Source organism: Bradyrhizobium sp. CCGB20 (assembly GCF_024199855.1).
GTDB lineage: Bacteria > Pseudomonadota > Alphaproteobacteria > Rhizobiales > Xanthobacteraceae > Bradyrhizobium.
On record NZ_JANADN010000001.1, the window covers coordinates 3,062,254 to 3,081,207 of the forward strand.

An 18,954-nucleotide genomic window follows, 5' to 3' on the forward strand; every position below is an offset into this window, starting at 1 on the left:
TTGGGCGCTCAATCATGGTCCGGATGCTGATGGCTGACGATGGTCGCCATCTTCTCCGGCCCGTAATTCTGCTGCGTGGTCTGGCTCGGCAGGTTGGCGATGCCGACCACCCAGCCGAGGCGGGATTCCGTTCCGTACTGCCGCGTTGGCACCACGTGGTCCGGGCGGTCGAAGGCGCCGGTCATGATCTCGATCCGGTCGCCGTCGATGCGGCCAAAACTCAGCGGCGTGCCGCACGCCGCGCAATAGCCGCGATCGGCGATCGTGGAGGAGCGGAAGAACGACGGCTGCCCCTTGGTCCAGGCGAAGTCGGTACGGTTGATGTCGGCGAAGGAAGCGAACGGCGCGCCGCTAGCCTTCTGGCACATCCGGCAGTGGCAGATCGAGATCCGGTTCGGCGCCGTCGTCACGGCAAAGCGCACCGCGCCGCATTGGCAGCCGCCGGTGAGGACGGGTTTGCTGGCGTCGGTCATGGCTGCTCCATCCGTCGATAGGCGTCTTGCAGTGTCGCAAGCGCATCGCCGCCGGCGAAGACAAAACCCGTGACGCCGGCCGCACGGAGTGCCGCCTCGGCCTCAGCCGGGCGGCCTGCCAGATAGATATGCTTGCTGCCGGCGGTTTGCAGGGCCTTCGCCGCGGCTGCGGCGTGTTCCGCATAGACCTTGTCGCTGGAACAAAGACACGCAAGCTCGGCGCCGGAGGCCTTAAAGGCGGCGGCCAATTTGGCCGGGTCGGCAAAGCCCTCGCTGTCGACGGCCTGGATGCCGCCGGCCTCGAAGAAGCTCTTGGCAAAGGTCGCCCGCGCCGTGAAATCGGCGGGCGTGCCGAGATTGGCCAGAAACACCTTTGGCCGCGCGCCGCGCGCCTTCAGCGCCGTATCGGATTTGTCGCGCAGCGCCTCGAACGGTTCCGCGAGCCGGATCGGCGTCAGTGCGTCGAATTTGTATTTCTGCTCGCCGTAAGGCGCGAGCGCGACCGGCGTCGCTGTCAGCACTGCCGTTTCGCTCTCATGCAGGTTTGGAAACTCGCTGGCGCCCGTCAGCACGTCGCGGCGTTTCGCGATGTTGGCGTCGCGCGCCTTTCGCGCGGCCGCGACCTTGCTCTGGAACACGCCCTGCTGAAGCGCGGCGAACGCGCCGCCGGCTTTCTCGCTCTCCTGGAACAGCGCCCAGGCTGCCTCGCAAAGCTGCGCGGTCAACGTCTCGATGCCGCCTGCGCCGGCCGCGGGATCGCTGACCTTGGCGAGGTTGCTTTCCTCCAGCAGGAGAAGCTGCGTGTTGCGCGCCACGCGCCGCGCGAACGGATCGGGCAGCCCGAGCGCCAGCGTGTGCGGCAGCACGGTGATCGCATTGGCGCCGGCAAGCCCCGCCGCGAATGTCGCGATGGTCGCGCGCAGCATGTTCACGTAGGGGTCGCGTTGCGTCAGCATGCGCCAGGCCGTATCGGCGGCAATGAACAGCGGCTTCGGCGTCAACCCGCACGCCGTTTCTATGCGTGCCCACAGCAGCCGCAGCGCGCGGAATTTTGCCATGGTCAGAAACTGGTCGGCGTCGGCCGCGAGCCGCGCATAGACCATGCCCTGCGCCTGCTCCAACGGAACGCCGGCTCCTTCGATCGCGCGTAGATAAGCGACGCCGCAGGCGAGCACGAAGGCGAGCTCCTGCACCTCGGAGCCACCGGCATCGTGGATCACGCGTCCGTCGGCGGAGGCAAACGGTCCCCTGAAACCGAGCGCGGCGAGGCCCTTGATCGCGCCGGTGACGGCCGGAACGATCTCGTCCCAGGTATAGGGGCTATGGCCCCACACCGCGCCGGCCGCGAGCGGATCGAGACCGAAGCGGATATTGCAGGCGGCGGGATCGAGGCCGTTGTTCTTCACATATTCCGCGGCATGGATCGCGGCCATCCGCGATTGCGGTCCGATCTCGAGCTCGATGCCGATGCCGGCATCGAGATGAATGTCCTTCAACACTTTTGCGACTGCATCGGCCGAGGGTTCCAGCCCGAACCCGTGAGCGCCATTGGCGCCGGCGAACACCAGCGCCAGCCCCGTCGCGCCATTTTCGAGATCGGTCAGTGCCTGCGCGTTCGCGAGCGCCGCATCGGGATGGTCGATCCGCTGCATGATCTGCCAGGGCGCGGCCGCCGGCCGTCCCGCCACGGGCGCAACGCCCCTGGCGCGCGGGTAGAGCGGATCGATCTTGATGCCGTCATAGGTCTTGCCGACCAGCTTCTCGAACGGCGCGCCCTTGAGCACGCCGTCGACCAGCTTGCGCCAGTCGTCGACGGTCGCCTTGGGGAAATCCGCCGCCAGCGGCAGGTCGTCAGTCACGGAGGTCATGCGGCGAGAGGCTCCCAAACGGCTTGTTATTCGCAGGCGAAATTGCCACGGCGGACCGTCCCTGCAAACGGTTGTTTTTGGTTAACCGGTATCCGGAAGCCGCTCAATGCCTTGCGTCGAGACGCTGGCAAGCCCGTCACGCACACGAATGCCTGCGATGACGCGGTCGGGAGCGATCTCGGCCAGCGGCACCAGCACGAAGGCGCGCTCGAACAGGCGCGGATGCGGCAGGGTCAGGTCGGGCTTCTGCAAGGAGACATCGCCGTACGCGATCATGTCGAGATCGAGCGTGCGGGGGCCCCAGCGCCTCGCCTTCTCCCGCGTGCGGCCGAATTTCTGCTCGACCTTTTGCATCACGAACAGCAGCGCGTGCGGATCGAGGTCGGTCTCGATCTCGACGCAGGCATTGATGAAGGGATCCTGGTTCTCGTCGCCCCAGGGCGGCGTCGCATAGTCCGACGAGCGCGCGATCATTGCGGCCTGCGCCATGCCGCAAATATGGGCGATCGCCTTGCGGAATGTCGTGCGGACATCGCCCACATTGCCGCCGAGTGCGATCAGCACGCTTGCCATCTCAGGGGTGCCGCGAGCGCGTCAGCATGATGCCGACGTCGTCGAAGATCGCGGCGATCGGCGCATGCGGCTTGTGCACGGTGATCTTCACGGCGCGGATGCGCGGGAAGTGCGACAGGATGGCATCCGCGACCGCGCCGGCCGCGCGCTCCAGCAGCTTGTAGTTGGTGTTCTTGAACGCCGCGGTCGTGGTCGCCACGACCTCGGCGTAGGAAACGGTGTCGGAGAGCCGGTCGCTGCGCGAGGGCTCCGACAGGTCGGTATAGAGTTCGAGATCGATGACGAAACGCTGGCCGACTTCGGTCTCGTGATCCATCACACCGTGGCGGGCGTGGATCGACAGGCCGGTGACGAAGATCGTATCGGTCATTGCTTGCTCTCGATTGCGTTGGCGACCCGCAGGGCCTGCAAGGTCTCGGCGACGTCATGGGTCCGGATGATCTTCGCGCCCTTCTGCGCGGCGATCAGATGCGCGGCGATCGAGCCGGCGAGCCGCTCCTTCGGCTCCGACGGCGACACCGAGGCAATGAAGCGCTTGCGCGAGGCGCCGACCAGGACCGGCAGGCCGAACATGTCGAGTTCGCGCAGTCGGGCCAGCGCGATCATGCTTTGCTCGGCTGTCTTGCCGAAGCCGATCCCGGGATCGAGCACGATCCTGTCGCGCGCGATGCCGGCCTTGGCTGCGATATCGAGCGAGCGCAGGAAGAACGCCTTCATGTCGGCGACGATGTCGATGGCGGAATCGACGCTGTCGCGGTTGTGCATGACGATGACGGGGACGCCTCTCGCTGCCACCAGCGGCGCCATGGCGGCGTCGCGCTGCAGGCCCCAGACGTCGTTGGCGATGACCGCGCCCTGGTCGAGCGCATAGGCGACCACTTCCGCCTTCATGCTGTCGATCGATACGGGGACGCCCAGCGCCGCCACGCCTGACAGCACCGGCTTCAGCCGGGCCAGCTCGTCCGCCGCCGTGACCGCCTTGGCGCCGGTGTAGGGCCGGGTCGACTCGGCGCCAATATCGATGATGTCGACACCATCAGCGATCATCGCCCGCGCCCGCGCCAACGCCTGGTCGGGCGTGATGAACTCGCCGCCGTCGGAGAAGGAATCCGGGGTGATGTTGAGCACGCCCATCACTGCCGGGAGAGGCCGTTCCAGCAGCGTCCGCAGCACGTCAGGCCCGGCCGAGCCGGCCGGCGGGACGGAAGGGGAGGGCGAGGCATTCATGCGGGTCGCTTTAGCGGTCGGGGAGGGGGAGTTCAAGACCAACTCCCTCGCTGTCATTGCCCGCGAAAGCGGGCAATCCAGTACTCCCAGGCCGCGCGGTGATACAGAGAAGCCGCGGCGTACTGGATACCCCGCCTCCGCGGGGTATGACACCGAGGGCTGATGCCGCAGGTCGTACGCCGCAGAGACGCCCGCCTAATACGTGATCTTCGGCGGCAGCTTCTTGGCCTTGGCGATGATGTCGCCGACGGACTTCTCGGAAGGCAGGATGCGGACCAGCTTCTTCTTCTCGTTGGCTTCCCGCATGCTCTGGGCGAGCCTTGCCGGATTCCGATAGGCGAGCTCGCGCACGGTGGTGACGCCGGCGGCACGGACGAGGCCGACCTTGGCACGGCCCATGCCCGGGATGCGCATGTAGTCGGAGACGTTGGCCCACTCCAGCAATTGCTGCTCGCTGATGCCGGTCCTGGCGGCGAGCGCCTTGCGCCCCTTCACGGTCGAGGCCGCCTCGAGCAGCGCATCGGTCGTGCGGATACCTTGCGCCTTCAACTTGTTGGCGGCAAAGGCTGGCAGGCCCTCAATCTCTGAGATCGGATATGTCATGATGCTCGATATGAAAAGCGTCGCTCAGGCGAACTGGCTGAGGCCCGGCGTCCCCGCGATGATCTTGCCCATCTGATCAGCTCCGATTTTGTCTCGGCCGTAGCGGAAAAGTTCACGGGCGATGTTCTGAATCTCGGACATGCCAAGGCCCAGGCCCATCAGGCGCGTGCCGACGGCCATCAGGCCGCCGCCCATCAGCCGCGACAGTCCGCCGCCGCTCCTGGACGCCTCGATCGCCGCTTCCGCACCGGGAATCTGATTGATCAAGGCTTCGACGTTTTCGGAAGGACCTTCGCTGCGGAGGAAGCCCAGGATAATGCCGACGGTCTTTTCAGCCACAGCGCTATCTATGCTGGCGTTTGTCGCCAGCCGCCCGATCAGCTCGTCCATAATGCCCGCCCCTCAGCCGGTTTGCACGCCGGAGTATTTCTTTCGAAATGATCTTGAGCCGGTGTGATCTGAAATACAAGCGATGAACGCACGCAACGTTCCGATTCAGTCCCGAAGGCGCGAAAAGTGTTGCAGCGATGCAAGAGCGGAGACGGATTTGGCGAGAAATTGCCGCGGTGCGAACGCGTCGTTCCTACTTTCGGCTGATGCCGCCGGTATGTTTCCGACATTGTCGCATGCTTGGGGCGCGTTGAACGGTTTTAATCGGCACGCGACATGCGTTAAACTGCGGAACAGGTGCTTTTGAGTTTCAATACGCGAAACACGGCAGAGAGATCAGAGAGAATAATGACGGCACAGGACAGCAAGCTCGGCGACACCGACGACAAGATCTTCGTCGGCAAGGGAGACGAGCAGGCATGGCTGACGCTGGCGCTCGCCAATCGCCACGGCCTCGTCACGGGCGCGACCGGAACCGGCAAGACGGTGACGCTGCAGGTCATGGCGGAAGGATTTGCGCGCGCCGGTGTTCCGGTCTTCGCGGCAGACATCAAGGGCGACCTCTCCGGCATCTCCGAGGTCGGCGAGGCCAAGGATTTCATCGTCAAGCGCGCCACCGAGATGGGGCTGAAATTCCAGCCCGACCAGTTCTCGACGGTGTTCTGGGACGTGTTCGGCGAACAGGGCCATCCGGTGCGGGCGACCGTCACGGAGATGGGGCCGCTTCTGCTCGCGCGCATGCTTGATCTGAACGATGTGCAGGAAGGCGTCCTCAACGTCGCCTTTCGCGTCGCCGACGACAACGGGCTGACCCTCATCGACATGAAGGATCTGCGCGCGCTGCTCGATGCCATCGTGCCGGATGCCGGCAAGAAGGGCGCGGATGCAGGGGAAAGTCCGCTCGCCGACATCAAGAAGGAGGCGCAAGGCTTCGGCAACGTCACCAAGGCGACGGTCGGCACCATCCAGCGCCAGCTCCTGGTGCTGGAGAACCAGGGCGCCACCAAATTCTTCGGCGAGCCGGCGTTGACGCTGAAGGACTTCATGAAGACCGACCGCGATGGCCGAGGCATGGTCAACATCCTTGTTGCCGACAAGCTGCTGCAGAGTCCACGGCTTTACGCGACATTCCTGCTGTGGATGCTGTCAGAATTGTTCGAGGAGCTGCCCGAGGCCGGCGATCTGCCGAAGCCGAAACTGGTGTTCTTCTTCGACGAGGCGCATCTGTTGTTCAACGACGCGCCGAAGGCGTTGATGGACAAGATCGAGCAGGTGGTGCGTTTGATCCGATCCAAGGGCGTCGGCGTCTATTTCGTGACGCAAAACCCGATCGACGTGCCTGACCGCGTGCTCGGGCAATTGGGCAACCGTGTCCAGCATGCGCTGCGTGCCTTCACCCCGCGCGACCAGAAGGCGGTCGCGGCCGCAGCCCAGACCTTCCGGCCCAACCCGAAGCTCGACACCGCCAAGGTGATCATGGAGCTCGGCAAGGGCGAAGCGCTGGTGTCCTTCCTCGAAGGCAACGGCACGCCTGCGATGGTCGAGCGTGTCATGATCCGGCCGCCGTCGGCCCGCATCGGACCGATCACGCCGGAAGAACGCAAGGCCATCATGGATGCGAGCCCTGTGAAGGGCAAATACGACACCGCCGTCGATGCAGAGTCCGCCTACGAGATGATCCAGAAGCGCATTGCCGGCACGGCTGCGACGGCTGATGCCGGCGCGGCAGGAGGTGGCGGCGGCATCCTCGGCCAGATCGGCTCGATCGTCGGCACCATCTTCGGCACCAACGTCAAGCGCGGCCGCCTGTCGACAGGGCAGGTCATCGCGCGCGACGTGACGCGATCGGTCACCAACCAGGTGATCGGGGGGATGGCGGCCAATATCGGCAAGTCGGTCGCCGGTCAGGTCGGTGGCTCGATCGGCCGCACGCTGGTCCGCGGCGCGCTCGGCGGGCTGCTGCGGAGATAGGCAGGACAGCCCGGTTCGGGGCAATTCGCGACCTCGGTCTGCGTGGTTCGAGACGCCCGCTTTGCGGGCTCCTCACCATGAGGGTCAAAGACCTCGCCGCGAAACGCGGCCTCATCCTGAGAGCCCGCCAAAGGCGGGCGTCTCGAAGGATGGCCGCGGGAAACTGCCCATCACACCCACCACAAATTCAGGTGAAGGGGGCTCTCCAAGCCCGCGCCGGTCTGCTACGTGCTGTTTGTTGCCGACTGGACATAATGTGACATCAACCGACCCGTTACCCAAACCTGATGCGCCGAGGTGGCCGTCGCTACGCGCGCCGCTCGACCTGCTCTTCCTGCTGTGCTGCTTCATTCTGACGGCCGACGTCCTCGGTCCCGAGATCTTCGGCAACGGCAAGACCAAGGACTACGCGCTTTGGTACTGGGCCGGGCAGCAGGTGCTGCACGGTGGAGCACTCTATCCGAGCGACATTCACGCATATTTCGAATTCATCTACCCGCCGCTGCCGGCGATCCTGCTTGCGATCCCGAGCTGGTTCGGCAAGCTCGCGCTTTACACCATGCTGTCGGTCCTGAACGTGGTGGCGTGGTGGTACACGGGAACATTCTCCAATGTCATGACGGGATCGGGCCGCACGCCCGGCCCCTGGCTGGAAGCGCTGCCGGCCTTCGTCACCGTGACTTTCGTATTCGACATGTTCGATCTCGGCCAGCCGAACCTCGTGCTGCTTGCGATGATGCTCTACGGCTTCTGGTCCTTGCAGCATCAGCGGTCCTGGCTCGCGGGCTTCATGTTCGCGCTCGCCACCGCCATCAAGGTGTTTCCGATCGCGGTGCTGCCCTATCTGGTGTGGCGGCGGAAATGGGCGGCCGTCGTCGCTACGGTCGCCTTCACCGGCATCCTGCTCTACGTCGTGCCGGCGCCGATCCGCGGTTTCGAACGCAACGCGGCCGAACTCAAGACCTGGTATCAGGGCATGGTCGGCTCGAGCTCGGAAAAGGGCTTTGGCCAGCGCGACGAGCAGAACTGGTCGTGGGTCAACCAGTCCCTCATTGCCGTGACGCATCGTCTGGTCCGGCCGATCAACTACAATCAGGAGGATGCCAACAAGCCGCCGCGCACGATGAATATCATCGACGTCGACTACAAGACGGCGAACTGGATCGTGCTGGCGCTGTCGGCGCTGCTCGGGCTCGGCTTCCTCGCGGTGATGCCACGGCAAGCGCGGCGAACGGCGCGCTCGGATGCCGAGGAGCTCGCCATCCTGTTCTGCCTGATGACGGTGGCATCGCCCTTGGCGCGGCAATACTACTTCATGTGGTTGTTCTTCCCGATGACGGTGCTGATGCATCGTGCCGCCTTCGACGCGCGGGCGAATGTGCGGCTGGGAACCTGGCTCGCGTTGGGCGCCGCCGGCATCCTCATGCTGCTGTCGTTGCCTTGGTTTCCCAATGTCATCCAGGCCTGGGGCAACAACCTTCTCGCCACGGCCATTCTCGCTGGCAGCCTCGCATGGCACATCCGGCATCCACCGGTTGTGGCTGGCCCCGAGGCCGCGACAGGGCTAAAAGCCAAGACGTCTTGAGAGGACATCTTGAGCCCCCGATTTCTCGAGACCCAAAGCAGGGAATACGACAATGGCCAATGCGCAGCTTCAATCCGTGCTCGACCACATCGACAAGGAGTTTGACAACAGCCTCGAGCGTCTGTTCTCGCTGTTGCGGATCAAGTCGATCTCCGCCGATCCGGCCTTTGCCGCGGATTGCAAGGCGGCGGCCGAGCATCTTGCGAAGGACATCGCAAGCCTCGGCGTCGCCACTGAAGTGAGACCGACCGCCGGCCATCCCGCCATCGTCGGCAAGACCAGTGCAGGCGGACGGCCGCATGTGATCTTCTACGGCCATTACGACGTGCAGCCGGTCGATCCGCTCGATCTCTGGCATCGTCCGCCGTTCGAGCCCGTGGTCACCGACCATGCCGACGGCCGCAAGATCATCGTCGCGCGCGGCGCCGAGGACGACAAGGGCCAGGTGATGACCTTCGTGGAGGCCTGCCGCGCCTGGAAGAAGGTGACGGGATCGCTGCCGATCGACATCACCTTCCTGATCGAAGGCGAGGAGGAGGTCGGCTCGAAGAACTTCGTGCCCTTCATCGAGGCCAACAAGGACGAGTTCAAGGCGGACTACGTGCTGGTCTGCGACACCGGCATGTGGGACCGCAACACGCCGGCGATCACGACGTCGCTGCGCGGCTTGCTCTATGAAGAGCTGAAGATCACCGCGGCCAACCGCGATCTGCATTCCGGCGTGTTCGGCGGCAGCGCGATGAACCCGATCCGGGTGCTGACGAAAATTCTCGGCAGCCTGTTCGACGACGACAACCGCATCACCATCCCCGGCTTCTATGACGGCGTGAAGGATCTGCCGCCCGACATCCTGGAGCAGTGGAAGAAGCTCAACCTCACGCCCGAGATGTTCCTGAAGCCAATCGGCCTGTCGATCCCCGCGGGCGAGAAGGGCCGGCTGCTGATCGAGCAGGCCTCCTCGCGTCCGACCTGCGATGTCAACGGCATCTGGGGCGGCTATATCGGCGAAGGCTCCAAGACGGTGATCCCGTCGCACGCTTCAGCCAAGGTCTCGTTCCGTCTGGTCGAGGGGCAGGACCCGCAAAAGATCCGCAAGGCGTTCCGCGACTACGTGACGGCGCGCATTCCCGGCGACTGCAAGGTCGAATTCGGCGACCACTCGGCAGCGCCCGCGGTCGCGCTCGACTGGAACATGAAACCGCTCGCCGCCGCCAGCAAGGCGCTGACGGAGGAGTGGGGCAAGGAGACCGTGCTGATGGGCTCCGGCGCCTCGATCCCGATCGTCGCCGATTTCAAGCGGACACTTGGGCTCGACTCGCTGCTGGTCGGGTTTGGATTGGATGACGACAACATCCACTCGCCGAACGAGAAGTACGACCTCCGCAGCTTCCAGAAGGGTATCCGCTCCTGGGCGCGGATTCTCGCGGCACTCGCAGAGGTGAAATAGGCAAGGTGCCGTAGGGTGGGCAAAGGCGCGAAGCGCCGTGCCCATCATCTCCCCGCGAGTACGAAAGAAGGCGTGGGCACGCTTCGCTTTGCCCACCCTACGAGAGCTTCATCCTCGATGCCGTAGGGTGGATTAGCCGAAGGCGTAATCCACCAACTTCGTCCCGCATTCGCTGAAGCATGGTGGATTACGCTTCGCTAATCCACCCTACGTCCCCAAATAAAAACGCCGCCCGGGATTGGACGGCGTTTTATTCCAGAACGTGCAGAGGTAGTTCGACAGAGACACTACCTCAGATTTGCGAAAATCTCAAGACCGGTAACCCGGCAACTCGCGGTCGAGCTTGCGCAGCAGCGGCGGCCATACCAGGTTGGTGGCGCGCAGCTCGGCGCGGTCGCGGTTGGCGAGCAGCTCGGTGTTCTTGTCGATCGCGACGTCGTCCACCGGATAGACCGGCGTGCCCAGCGCGCGCGTGCGCACCTGCATCGAGCAGGCGCGCTCGAGATGGTACATGCGCTCGAACGCGGAGGCCACAGAGCGGCCGACCGTCAGCGTGCCGTGATTGCGCAGCAGCATGTGATTGTGGTCGCCGAGGTCCTTCTGAAGCCGCGGCCGCTCGTCGTGATCGAGCGCGATGCCTTCATAGTCGTGATAGGCGAGGTCGTGGGTGACGAGCTGGGCGGTCTGGTTGAGCGGCAACAGTCCTTCCGCGCTGCTCGACACCGCGGTGCCGTCGAGCGTGTGAAGATGCAGCACGCAGATCGCGTCCTCGCGCACCTCGTGGATCGCCGAATGGATGGTGAAGCCGGCCGGGTTGATGCTGTACTCGCTCTCGGAGAGCTGGTTGCCGTGCAAATCGACCTTGACGAGGCTCGAGGCCGTGATCTCGTCGAACATCAGCCCGTACGGGTTGATGAGGAAGTGATGGTCGGGGCCGGGCACGCGCGCGGAGATGTGGGTGTCGACCAGATCGTCCCAGCCGTAGAGCGAGACGAGGCGGTAGCAGGCGGCGAGATTGACCCGTTGCTGCCACTCCGCCTCCGTCATGTTCGACGGCACTTCCTTCAGGCGCGCTTCCGCTGGCGACATGGCTATCTCTCCGAACATCGTTGTTGCGGGGAGGGAGCCTAGTCTCGGTCGGCTCTGGCAGCAAGGCGCGTCAAGAGCGCGGCAGTCAAGCGTCGCCCGCATGCTTGTCCGCCGTAGCTCGGAGAGCGAGCGCGGAAGCGAAGGTAGCCCCGGATGTCGCTTTCGCTCATCCGGGCTAGGCGGAGAAAATCCTTACGGCGCCGGGATCGACAGCAGGCTGGAAATGCTGCGGCCGCGGATGTCGTAGACGCGGGCGAACACCACGTCGTCGCGCTTGATCTCGACCATTACGGGCGCGGTGAGGCCCTTGCAGTAGAACTCGCCGAGCGTCATCGCGAAATCGGCCGCGTTGGAATCCCAGCCGATGGTGAAGTCGGGCCCGAGTGCCACCTGGGCCGGGCGCTGCGGACCGCACACCGCGACCTTCCATTTGCGATTGCCCGGCGGCACTTCCTGCCGCTCGACGATCTGCTCGCGCAGCTCGTCCGAGGCCTGCTTCAGCGCGAGGCCCCAATAATCCAGCATGAAGCGGTCGTCGGCGGCGCGCACGGTGCCGGCGATGTGGTTGAAATGCGTGTACTGGTAGGGATGCAGCCGGATCATCTCGGCCAGCGAGAGCGCGAGGCCGAAGCAGAAGGTCGCGAGCACGACCGGCTGCCAGGTGCGGTGGTTGGTGCGCAGGCGCTCCATGGCCCAGGCAAAGGCGACGCCGCCGAGCACCGCCATCGGCGGGATCACGAAGACGAAGTGGCGGATGCCGTTGTACAGCGCCGGTCGCTTCACCATCGCGATCGCGAGCGGCAGGGTCGCCGCCAGCGTCAGCATCAGCAGGATGGTCTTGCGGCGCGCCGGAACCTCGCGCCGCGGCAGCATGGCGAAGGTGCTGACCACCGCGCCGCCCATCAGCACCAGCATCACTTCGGGCAGCTGCAGTGCGAACAGCGTCGGCAGATAGGACCAGGGCATGTCGGGCACGGACACGATCGCGCCGTCGAACATCTCCTTCCAGGGTTTTTCGAAGAAGTGCGAGAAGTAGGTCAGCGCCTCGAACGGATTGCCGGGCTCCATGATCGACCACGGCCAGATCAGGCCCATCACGAGGTAGCCGAACACGAGGCCGGGCAGCAGCACGTAGACGACATGGGCGAAACGCCTGATAGCCTCGCGCAGGCCCTCGTTGCGCAGTTCCTCCAGCAACAGCGGCAGGAATCCGACCAACGCATACACCAGCGCGAGGCCGCCGAGGATGCGGCAGCCCAGCGAGAGGCCCGCACCCAGGCCGACGATCAGGATCGTGCGCGGCGAGGGCTGCGGATATTCCTCGGCGAGCCGGACGAGGCCGAGCATCAGGATGATCATGGCCACCGCGAAGGGCGCGTCCTTCGGGTTCATGAACATGTGGCCGTAGAAGATCGGGCAGAGCGCGAGCAGCAGGAGCGAGGCAAGGCCGGCAAGCGGCCCGCCGATGCGGCGGCCGAGCCGCCACGTCACCGCAAGCCCGATCACGCCGACGATGGCGCCGAGCAGACGCCGCGTCTCGAACAGCTCGAGCGGAATGACCTTGTGCAGGAGGGCCGCGACCATGTCGAAGCCGCCGCCATACATGTAGAGATTCGCGAAGGAGAGCGCCGCGGTGTCCCTGAAGCCGGAACCGAACATGCGCAGCAGCAGGTCGGCATATTCAGCGTGGGTGTAATCGTCCCAGCCGAGCCCGTAATCGCGGAAGGTCAAGCCTGCAGTGACGGCGACCGCAGCCAGCACCAGCATGGCGAGATCGTCGCAAGTCCGTTCAACCGAGCGCCGCAGGGGCGTGTCGATCGCCGAAGTCGTGATGGATGTCATGGCTATTGGTGACCCGGAATCCCCTCTTGGCCCTGCTGGTGCCCGCGGGCCACTTCCCCGGAATCCCTATAGCGCAGTTCCATTACCAAGTAATTGGGCATTATGGCTAAATTCCTGATGCGACGCAGCAAATCCAGAAACTTGAGAGCAGGGTAGAAGTAGCGGGCCGTAGCTGAAGGGAATGTGAATAAGTCTCTGATTTCCTTCCCTTTAGGAACGCAGGCTTTAATTCGCCGTTGGCGTGGAACACCGTATGACGGTATCGTGGCGTGACGGGTGCCGCGTGTCGGTACGCGGCCGGGGGTGAGTGCGATGACGTTGGCATTGTTGATTGCGGGGATTTTCGCCGTCCTGGCGGGCCTCCTTGCGATCGTGTTCGGCTTCACCGTCAGGGAGTTCAGCCTCGGCAGCACCCTGATAATCGCCGGAACCATTGGCGTCTGCTCCGGAATGTTACTGGCCGGCCTCCACGTCGTGGTCCTGGAACTGAAGGGCATCGCCCGCCGGCTGGCCGCATCGGCCGCGCCGGAGGTTCGGGTCAGGCCCGTGCTGCCGGGCCTCGCGATGCCCAGTGCGCCTGTGTCCGAGCCGTTCCCGGCACCGGCGATGAAAATCGAGCCACCGCCGCCACCGGCCGCAGGTCCGCCGCCATGGCAGGGTGAGGCCGCCGCGCGCGAGCGTCCGCGCGTCGAGCCGCCGCCGGAACCGGAAGCCCCAACGCCGCCTGCGGTTCAGGAAACGCCGCGCCGTCGCAACCTGTTGTTCGCCTCGACCTCCCGCAAGGAGCGCGAGCGTGCGGAGGCGAAGGCGACCGAGGGTTTGCCGCCGCAGCCTCGTGACGAGCCCGCGGAGCCCGCCGCGCCGGATGGTCCGCCTGCGAGCTTCGACGATGCCTGGCCGAGGCCGGACCGTATGCGGCCGCCGGAACCGCCGGCCGCGCGCCGCCCGCCGCCGCGCTCGCCGTCCGCCTTTGATGAGCCCCCGCCGCCGCCTGCACCCGAACCCGCGCCGGCGGCTGACCAGGCGCCCGTGACCGTGCTCAAATCGGGGATCGTCGACGGCATGGCCTATTCGCTCTATTCCGACGGCTCGATCGAAGCGCAGATGCCCGAAGGCATGATGCGCTTCGCCTCGATCGACGAACTGCGCGCCCATCTCGATCAGCGCGGCTGAGACCGGCTGCGTCCAAGTAGAGCGGCATCGTTGCTGTCACTTCGTCAGTAACCGGCTCAATATTCGTCAGTCGTCTTATTTCAGCCGAACGTATTGTTGACACGGAATACTCTGACGTCGTCAATCCCGCGAGACGCAAGGCGAGAGAAAGGTCGAGCCCATGTCGGATGCCGGGGCTAAGAATTTCATTGAGCTGACGGCGAGCATCGTGTCCGCCTATGTCGGTAATAATCCGACGCCGGCGGCCGAGATCCCGAACCTGATCAGCCAGGTGCATGGCGCCTTGGTGCGGGTCTCGTCGGGCCGCGCCGAGAGCGCGCCGCTCGAGCCGGCAAAGCCCGCAGTGTCGCTGAAGAAATCGATCGCGCCGGACTATCTGGTCTGTCTGGAAGACGGCAAGCGCTTCAAGTCGCTGAAGCGCCATCTGCGCACCCAGTACAACATGACCCCGGAGCAATATCGCGAGAAATGGGGTCTGCCGGCCGACTATCCCATGGTCGCCCCGAATTACGCCGTCGCGCGCTCGCAACTGGCAAAGCAGATGGGCCTCGGACAGCAGCAGCGGAAGCGGAAGTAGAGCCCCGCTGTAGCGTGCAACACACTCCACCCTCATCCTGAGGAGCCCGCAAAGCGGGCGTCTCGAAGGATGGCCGCGGGCGAGATGTCTTAGGGTAGGCAAAGGCACCCTTGCGCCGTGTCCACCAGCATTCTTCAATCGCGGTAAGAATGGTGGGCACGCTCCGCTTTGCCCACCCTACGGCATCACGACGCGTCCGCGAGCGCCTCTTTCGCGTCGGTCTTGATCCGCTCGACCATCGAGCGCAGGCCGTTGGAACGCTGCGGCGTCAGGTGATCGCGAAAGCCGAATTCGTTGAACACCGCGATCGCATCGGTGGCGAGGATCTCCTGCGGCGTGCGGCCGGAGTAAAGCGAGAGCACGATCGCGACCAGCCCGCGCACGATGTGGGCGTCGCTGTCGCCGCGATACTTCAGGATCGGCGCACCATTGCTGCGGTCGACCAGCTTCTGGAGCCAGACCTGGCTGACACAGCCGTTCACCTTGTTCGCGGCCGAATGCTCGGCCTCGGGCATCGGTTCCAGGGTGCGGCCGAGCTCGATGACGTACCGGTAGCGGTCGTCCCACTCGTCCAGAAGCTCGAAATTGTCCCTGATTTCGTCGATCGTCGTCATGCTGGCCCGTGTTCCCGTTCAGGCCAATATAGGGACGCGAGGACGTGAAATCGATAGGGTTTGGGGGCTAATTCGCCGCCTGGGGGCCGCGCCATTCCAGCGCGAGGTCGTCCTGGCTCAGGGTGTCGCGCGGCGCCTCGCTCGCAACAGCGTCGCCTTCGCCGGCCAGCGCGATCGAGCCGGTGTGATCGGGCGCCTTCTTGTCGTTCTTGTCGGTCTTCTCGAGCTGCTCTTTCTTGTCGTTGATGATCTGGTAGATCTTGCGCGCGCCGTCCTGAGCGCGCTGGCCGATGATGGTCGCGGCCTGTCCGCCGACCTCGCAGGCCGCCGGCTGGCGCTTGCAGAACTGGGTCACGTCGGAGACGGCCGCGGTCGCAGCCTGAACCGCATCGGCAGCGCCGATCTGCGGCAGCTTCTCCGATTCGGGAGTCTTGTCCCGCGGCAGGAGCACCAGCACCAGCCCGAGCCAGAATGTGATGCGGAGCAGAAAGCGCATCTTATCGACCTGTATGTTAGATCCCGCCGCGGCGATCTCCGCGAGGCGTCGGATCTAGCAACTCTCGATAAATCGCAAGTGATTGCCTTCCGCTTAATTCGCGGAAAATTTACACCGGAATCTTTGCAAGGCCCGGTGTCGTAAATTTTCGATTGACGGCGGAGCCGCAATTCGGCCGCCTTTGCATATCCACCAATTCGAAACCATGCGGGGCACGGTGAAACCCTGTGTTCACCATCCGCGATGATGACATCGTCAAATCGCCTAAAAATCTCTGCGATGACACGGTGTCCGGCGGCAGACCGCATTGCCTTAGCACTCGTTTAAGGTCGCTCTGACACGGTGGCTCAACGATAAGGAGGCGTTCCGGCGCGTCTTCTAAGACGAGTGAGCCGAAGCGCGAGACCCGTGACAGTTTTGAGTATCATCCGCGATTGTCTCGATGCGCTGCTGCATCCCTCCGCGCGTTACGACGCGCTGACGCGAGCGCGCCATCGTGCCTTCATGGCGCCGCGGCTGCTCGGCAGCCTGGCGGCGTTCGCCGCATTCCCGATCTATCTCGCCATGCGCGGCGCGCCGAGCGCGATCGAGGTCGCCGCCTTCGCCTGGCTGATCGCGCCCATTCTGCTGTCATGGTTCCTGTCGCGCACCGGCCGCTATGAAGGCGCCCATGTGCTGTCGTCGCTGGCGCTCGCCGGCCTGGTCATGGCGATCGCCGGCACCACCGGCGGCATCGAATCATTCGCCGCGATCTGGCTGGTCGTGGTTCCCCTGGAAGCCGCACTGTCGGCCTCGCGCCGCGTCGCGGCCTTCGCCTCCCTGCTTGCGCTGTCCTGCGCCGGCGTCCTGATCCTTGTCAGCCAGCTCGGCTGGCTGCCGGCTGGAGACACCAGCGCCGCGGAACGCGGCGTGCTGATGGCGTTCGGCGTCGTCTCGGCGACACTCTATGCCGCGGGCCTCGCCTTCGGTGCGGAATCGCTCGCGCGCGCCAGCGTGACGCTGTTGTCGCGCGAGGAAGAGCGCTATCGCCTGCTCGCGCGCAACATGAGTGACGTCATCTCGCGGCATCAGCGCAACGGCGCGGTACAGTTCATCTCGCCGGCGGCGGAAGTCATGCTCGGCATGCCCGTGGCGCAGCTGCTCGGCCACGGCCTGTTCGACCGCGTCCATGTCGCCGATCGTCCGGCCTATCTCACCGCTTTGTCGGATGCCGCCCGCGGCGACGTGCGCAGCGTCGAGTTCCGGCTGCGGCGGGAGCCGACCGGATCGGACCGCGGTCAGGATTTCATCTGGGTCGAGATGCGCTGCCGGCCGCTCGACCAGGATACGGGCCGCCAGAATCTCGACCTCGATGCCATGCGCGACGCGGAAGTCGTCGGCGTGATGCGCGACGTCACCGATCGCAAGCTTTCCGAGCAGGCGCTCGATCAGGCCTGCAGCGCCGCTGAGGCGGCCGATGCCGCCAAGACGCGCTTCCTCGCCACCATGAGCCACGAGCTGCGCACGCCGCTCAACGCCATCATCGGCTTCTCCGAGATGATCGCGCAGGAGCAGACCCTGATGCTGGGCGCGGCCCAGCGCAAGGAATACGCCCAGCTCATCAACGATTCCGGCCAGCATCTGCTGTCGGTCGTCAACGGCATCCTCGACATGTCGAAGATGGAATCGGGCAATTTCGAGATCGCGTCGGAGCCGTTCGCGCCGCGCGCCTCGCTGCTGCATTGCTGCAATCTGCTGGCGCTGAAGGCGCGGGAGAACGGCATCGACCTCATCACCGATGCGCCGCAGGACCTGCCGGTCATGACCGGCGATCCCAGGGCCTTCAAGCAGATCGTGCTCAATCTCGTCGCCAACGCCATCAAGTTCACCGAGCGCGGCGGCCAGGTCTCCGTATCAGCCGCGGTGACGGGCTCGCAGCTCACGCTGCGCATCAGCGACACCGGTGTCGGCATTGCGGCGGACGATCTCAAGCGCATCGGCGCGCCATTCTTCCAGGCCGGCAAGACCTATCAGCGCCGCCATGAAGGCACGGGCCTGGGGCTTTCGATCGTGAAGAGTCTCGTGGCGTTGCATCTCGGCGAATTGACGGTACAAAGCAGGCTGGGCGAGGGCACCGCCGTCACCGTCAAGCTGCCGCTCGTCTACACACCGCCGCAGGCCAGGCCTTCCGATAGAATGCCGACCGAGAGCAAGATCGCGACGCTGACGCCGGTGCTGCGCCAGGAAATTCACGACCAAATTCACGACCAACTTCACGACCAACCCGCTCTGGTGAAGAAAAGTGCCTAAGAAGTCTGCCAAGGACGAAGCCGCACCGCGCCGCCGCGGCGCCAAGGCCGCGGTCATCGATGTCGAGACCGAGCGCAACCTCGTGATGCGCGTGCTGCTGCACAGCCCCAAGGATACGCTGGCAGGTTTCGTCGCCGTCGCCGCCGTCGGCGCGATCGTTGCCAACGCGCTGTTCCTTCAGACCGGACGGCATCCGGCGCCGATGTTCGGCACCGTGATCAATCTTCCCGCGCCGTCGTCCGTGCCGTTGTCGAACCCCTTGCCGCGTCCGCGCCCCGTCGGCGCCGACACCTCGCCGCTCGAGCCGAGAGCGACGGAGTTCCGCGCCGAGCCCAGACCTGCCGAGCGCGCCGCCGAGAAGGCCCCGGAGAAGCCGGTCGAGGCGACCGCATCGACGCCGCGCTCGGGCGATCCAATGACCAATCTGGTCAAGCAAACCACGTCGGCACCGCCTTCCGTCGCCGTCGCGCGTCCGCCGGCGCCGATTCCCGTACAGCAGAGCCCGGCCGCGCGGCGTATCGCCGGTGTGCAGCGCGCGCTGTCCGAATATGGCTACGGCAATTTGAAGATCACGGGCACGATGGGTGCGGAGACGCAGTCCGCGATCCAGAAATTCGAGCGCGAGCACAAGATGCAGGTCACCGGCCAGGTGTCCGACCGCCTGCTCCGCGAACTCGGCGCCGCGATCGGCCATCCCGTCGAATAGTCGTCATCGGCATGCGGAGGCTGGTGCTGAT

18 protein-coding genes are annotated in these 18,954 nt (G+C 65.0%); 7 read left to right on the forward strand and 11 right to left on the reverse strand.

Translation table 11 applies throughout. The features are described 5' to 3' along the window. Window positions 1-8: 8 nt before the first annotated feature. From NLM15_RS14110 to NLM15_RS14140, 7 genes are all read right to left on the reverse strand, one after another. Window positions 9-473, reverse strand: a complete 465-nt coding sequence (locus NLM15_RS14110; protein WP_254117672.1) for a GFA family protein — start codon at window positions 471-473, stop codon at window positions 9-11. Next, window positions 470-2,341, reverse strand: coding sequence for a methylmalonyl-CoA mutase subunit beta (locus NLM15_RS14115; RefSeq protein WP_254117674.1), 1,872 nt, complete (start codon window positions 2,339-2,341; stop codon window positions 470-472). The genes NLM15_RS14110 and NLM15_RS14115 overlap by 4 nt, the downstream gene beginning before the upstream one ends. A gap of 81 nt (window positions 2,342-2,422) precedes the next feature. Continuing rightward, entirely contained in the window at window positions 2,423-2,914 is a 492-nt protein-coding gene (gene folK, locus NLM15_RS14120; protein ID WP_254117676.1) for a 2-amino-4-hydroxy-6-hydroxymethyldihydropteridine diphosphokinase, read from the reverse strand. Between the two features lies 1 nt (window position 2,915). Continuing rightward, window positions 2,916-3,284, reverse strand: coding sequence for a dihydroneopterin aldolase (folB, locus tag NLM15_RS14125; protein ID WP_212482863.1), 369 nt, complete (start codon window positions 3,282-3,284; stop codon window positions 2,916-2,918). Next, window positions 3,281-4,141, reverse strand: coding sequence for a dihydropteroate synthase (folP, locus tag NLM15_RS14130; protein WP_254124235.1), 861 nt, complete (start codon window positions 4,139-4,141; stop codon window positions 3,281-3,283). The genes folB and folP overlap by 4 nt, the downstream gene beginning before the upstream one ends. Before the next feature lie 195 nt (window positions 4,142-4,336). Further along, window positions 4,337-4,744, reverse strand: coding sequence for a DUF4332 domain-containing protein (locus NLM15_RS14135; RefSeq protein WP_254117678.1), 408 nt, complete (start codon window positions 4,742-4,744; stop codon window positions 4,337-4,339). A 24-nt stretch (window positions 4,745-4,768) separates the two neighbouring features. Continuing rightward, window positions 4,769-5,134: a DUF2267 domain-containing protein gene (locus tag NLM15_RS14140; RefSeq protein ID WP_254117680.1), complete on the reverse strand. Its 366-nt coding sequence runs from the start codon at window positions 5,132-5,134 to the stop codon at window positions 4,769-4,771. A 348-nt stretch (window positions 5,135-5,482) separates the two neighbouring features. Between NLM15_RS14140 and NLM15_RS14145 the strand changes: the two genes are divergently transcribed. From NLM15_RS14145 to NLM15_RS14155, 3 genes are all read left to right on the forward strand, one after another. Next, window positions 5,483-7,105 (forward strand): helicase HerA-like domain-containing protein, encoded by a 1,623-nt coding sequence (locus NLM15_RS14145; RefSeq protein ID WP_254117681.1) that lies wholly within the window; start codon window positions 5,483-5,485, stop codon window positions 7,103-7,105. A gap of 256 nt (window positions 7,106-7,361) precedes the next feature. Further along, window positions 7,362-8,690 carry a glycosyltransferase 87 family protein gene (locus tag NLM15_RS14150; protein WP_254117682.1) on the forward strand — a complete coding sequence of 443 codons (1,329 nt, stop codon included), beginning with the start codon at window positions 7,362-7,364 and terminating at the stop codon, window positions 8,688-8,690. Window positions 8,691-8,742: 52 nt separating this feature from the next. Beyond that, a complete protein-coding gene (locus tag NLM15_RS14155) occupies window positions 8,743-10,137 on the forward strand; it encodes a M20/M25/M40 family metallo-hydrolase (RefSeq protein ID WP_254117683.1) in 1,395 nt (464 codons plus the stop codon). A 309-nt stretch (window positions 10,138-10,446) separates the two neighbouring features. On the opposite strand, the gene NLM15_RS14160 is transcribed toward NLM15_RS14155, so the two are convergent. Continuing rightward, window positions 10,447-11,226, reverse strand: a complete 780-nt coding sequence (locus NLM15_RS14160) for a class II aldolase/adducin family protein (RefSeq protein WP_247496511.1) — start codon at window positions 11,224-11,226, stop codon at window positions 10,447-10,449. 192 nt (window positions 11,227-11,418) lie between these two features. Beyond that, complete coding sequence (locus NLM15_RS14165) at window positions 11,419-13,068, reverse strand: glycosyltransferase family 39 protein (protein ID WP_254117684.1); 1,650 nt, start codon at window positions 13,066-13,068, stop codon at window positions 11,419-11,421. Window positions 13,069-13,380: 312 nt separating this feature from the next. On the opposite strand from NLM15_RS14165, the gene NLM15_RS14170 reads away from it, so the two are divergent. Then, window positions 13,381-14,241 carry a DUF308 domain-containing protein gene (locus NLM15_RS14170; protein WP_254117685.1) on the forward strand — a complete coding sequence of 287 codons (861 nt, stop codon included), beginning with the start codon at window positions 13,381-13,383 and terminating at the stop codon, window positions 14,239-14,241. 160 nt (window positions 14,242-14,401) lie between these two features. Next, window positions 14,402-14,818, forward strand: a complete 417-nt coding sequence (locus tag NLM15_RS14175) for a MucR family transcriptional regulator (protein ID WP_254117686.1) — start codon at window positions 14,402-14,404, stop codon at window positions 14,816-14,818. Window positions 14,819-15,003: 185 nt separating this feature from the next. Here NLM15_RS14175 and NLM15_RS14180 read toward each other — a convergent pair whose 3' ends face one another. Next, complete coding sequence (locus NLM15_RS14180) at window positions 15,004-15,432, reverse strand: SufE family protein (RefSeq protein WP_254117687.1); 429 nt, start codon at window positions 15,430-15,432, stop codon at window positions 15,004-15,006. A gap of 67 nt (window positions 15,433-15,499) precedes the next feature. Continuing rightward, window positions 15,500-15,928 (reverse strand): DUF5330 domain-containing protein, encoded by a 429-nt coding sequence (locus NLM15_RS14185; RefSeq protein ID WP_254117688.1) that lies wholly within the window; start codon window positions 15,926-15,928, stop codon window positions 15,500-15,502. 408 nt (window positions 15,929-16,336) lie between these two features. Between NLM15_RS14185 and NLM15_RS14190 the strand changes: the two genes are divergently transcribed. Then, window positions 16,337-18,217 (forward strand): PAS domain-containing sensor histidine kinase, encoded by a 1,881-nt coding sequence (locus NLM15_RS14190; RefSeq protein WP_254117689.1) that lies wholly within the window; start codon window positions 16,337-16,339, stop codon window positions 18,215-18,217. After that, window positions 18,210-18,923, forward strand: coding sequence for a peptidoglycan-binding protein (locus tag NLM15_RS14195; protein WP_254117690.1), 714 nt, complete (start codon window positions 18,210-18,212; stop codon window positions 18,921-18,923). The genes NLM15_RS14190 and NLM15_RS14195 overlap by 8 nt, the downstream gene beginning before the upstream one ends. The last annotated feature ends 31 nt before the right edge of the window (window positions 18,924-18,954 follow it).

Excerpts from the sequence above, each read along its gene's own strand:
- NLM15_RS14110 (WP_254117672.1), bottom strand. The coding sequence starts at position 473 with ATGACCGACGCCAGCAAACCCGTCCTCACCGGCGGCTGCCAATGCGGC.
- NLM15_RS14115 (WP_254117674.1), bottom strand. The coding sequence starts at position 2,341 with ATGACCTCCGTGACTGACGACCTGCCGCTGGCGGCGGATTTCCCCAAG.
- folK (WP_254117676.1), bottom strand. The coding sequence starts at position 2,914 with ATGGCAAGCGTGCTGATCGCACTCGGCGGCAATGTGGGCGATGTCCGC.
- folB (WP_212482863.1), bottom strand. The coding sequence starts at position 3,284 with ATGACCGATACGATCTTCGTCACCGGCCTGTCGATCCACGCCCGCCAC.
- folP (WP_254124235.1), bottom strand. The coding sequence starts at position 4,141 with ATGAATGCCTCGCCCTCCCCTTCCGTCCCGCCGGCCGGCTCGGCCGGG.
- NLM15_RS14135 (WP_254117678.1), bottom strand. The coding sequence starts at position 4,744 with ATGACATATCCGATCTCAGAGATTGAGGGCCTGCCAGCCTTTGCCGCC.
- NLM15_RS14140 (WP_254117680.1), bottom strand. The coding sequence starts at position 5,134 with ATGGACGAGCTGATCGGGCGGCTGGCGACAAACGCCAGCATAGATAGC.
- NLM15_RS14145 (WP_254117681.1), top strand. The coding sequence starts at position 5,483 with ATGACGGCACAGGACAGCAAGCTCGGCGACACCGACGACAAGATCTTC.
- NLM15_RS14155 (WP_254117683.1), top strand. The coding sequence starts at position 8,743 with ATGGCCAATGCGCAGCTTCAATCCGTGCTCGACCACATCGACAAGGAG.
- NLM15_RS14160 (WP_247496511.1), bottom strand. The coding sequence starts at position 11,226 with ATGTCGCCAGCGGAAGCGCGCCTGAAGGAAGTGCCGTCGAACATGACG.
- NLM15_RS14165 (WP_254117684.1), bottom strand. The coding sequence starts at position 13,068 with ATGACATCCATCACGACTTCGGCGATCGACACGCCCCTGCGGCGCTCG.
- NLM15_RS14170 (WP_254117685.1), top strand. The coding sequence starts at position 13,381 with ATGACGTTGGCATTGTTGATTGCGGGGATTTTCGCCGTCCTGGCGGGC.
- NLM15_RS14175 (WP_254117686.1), top strand. The coding sequence starts at position 14,402 with ATGTCGGATGCCGGGGCTAAGAATTTCATTGAGCTGACGGCGAGCATC.
- NLM15_RS14180 (WP_254117687.1), bottom strand. The coding sequence starts at position 15,432 with ATGACGACGATCGACGAAATCAGGGACAATTTCGAGCTTCTGGACGAG.
- NLM15_RS14185 (WP_254117688.1), bottom strand. The coding sequence starts at position 15,928 with ATGCGCTTTCTGCTCCGCATCACATTCTGGCTCGGGCTGGTGCTGGTG.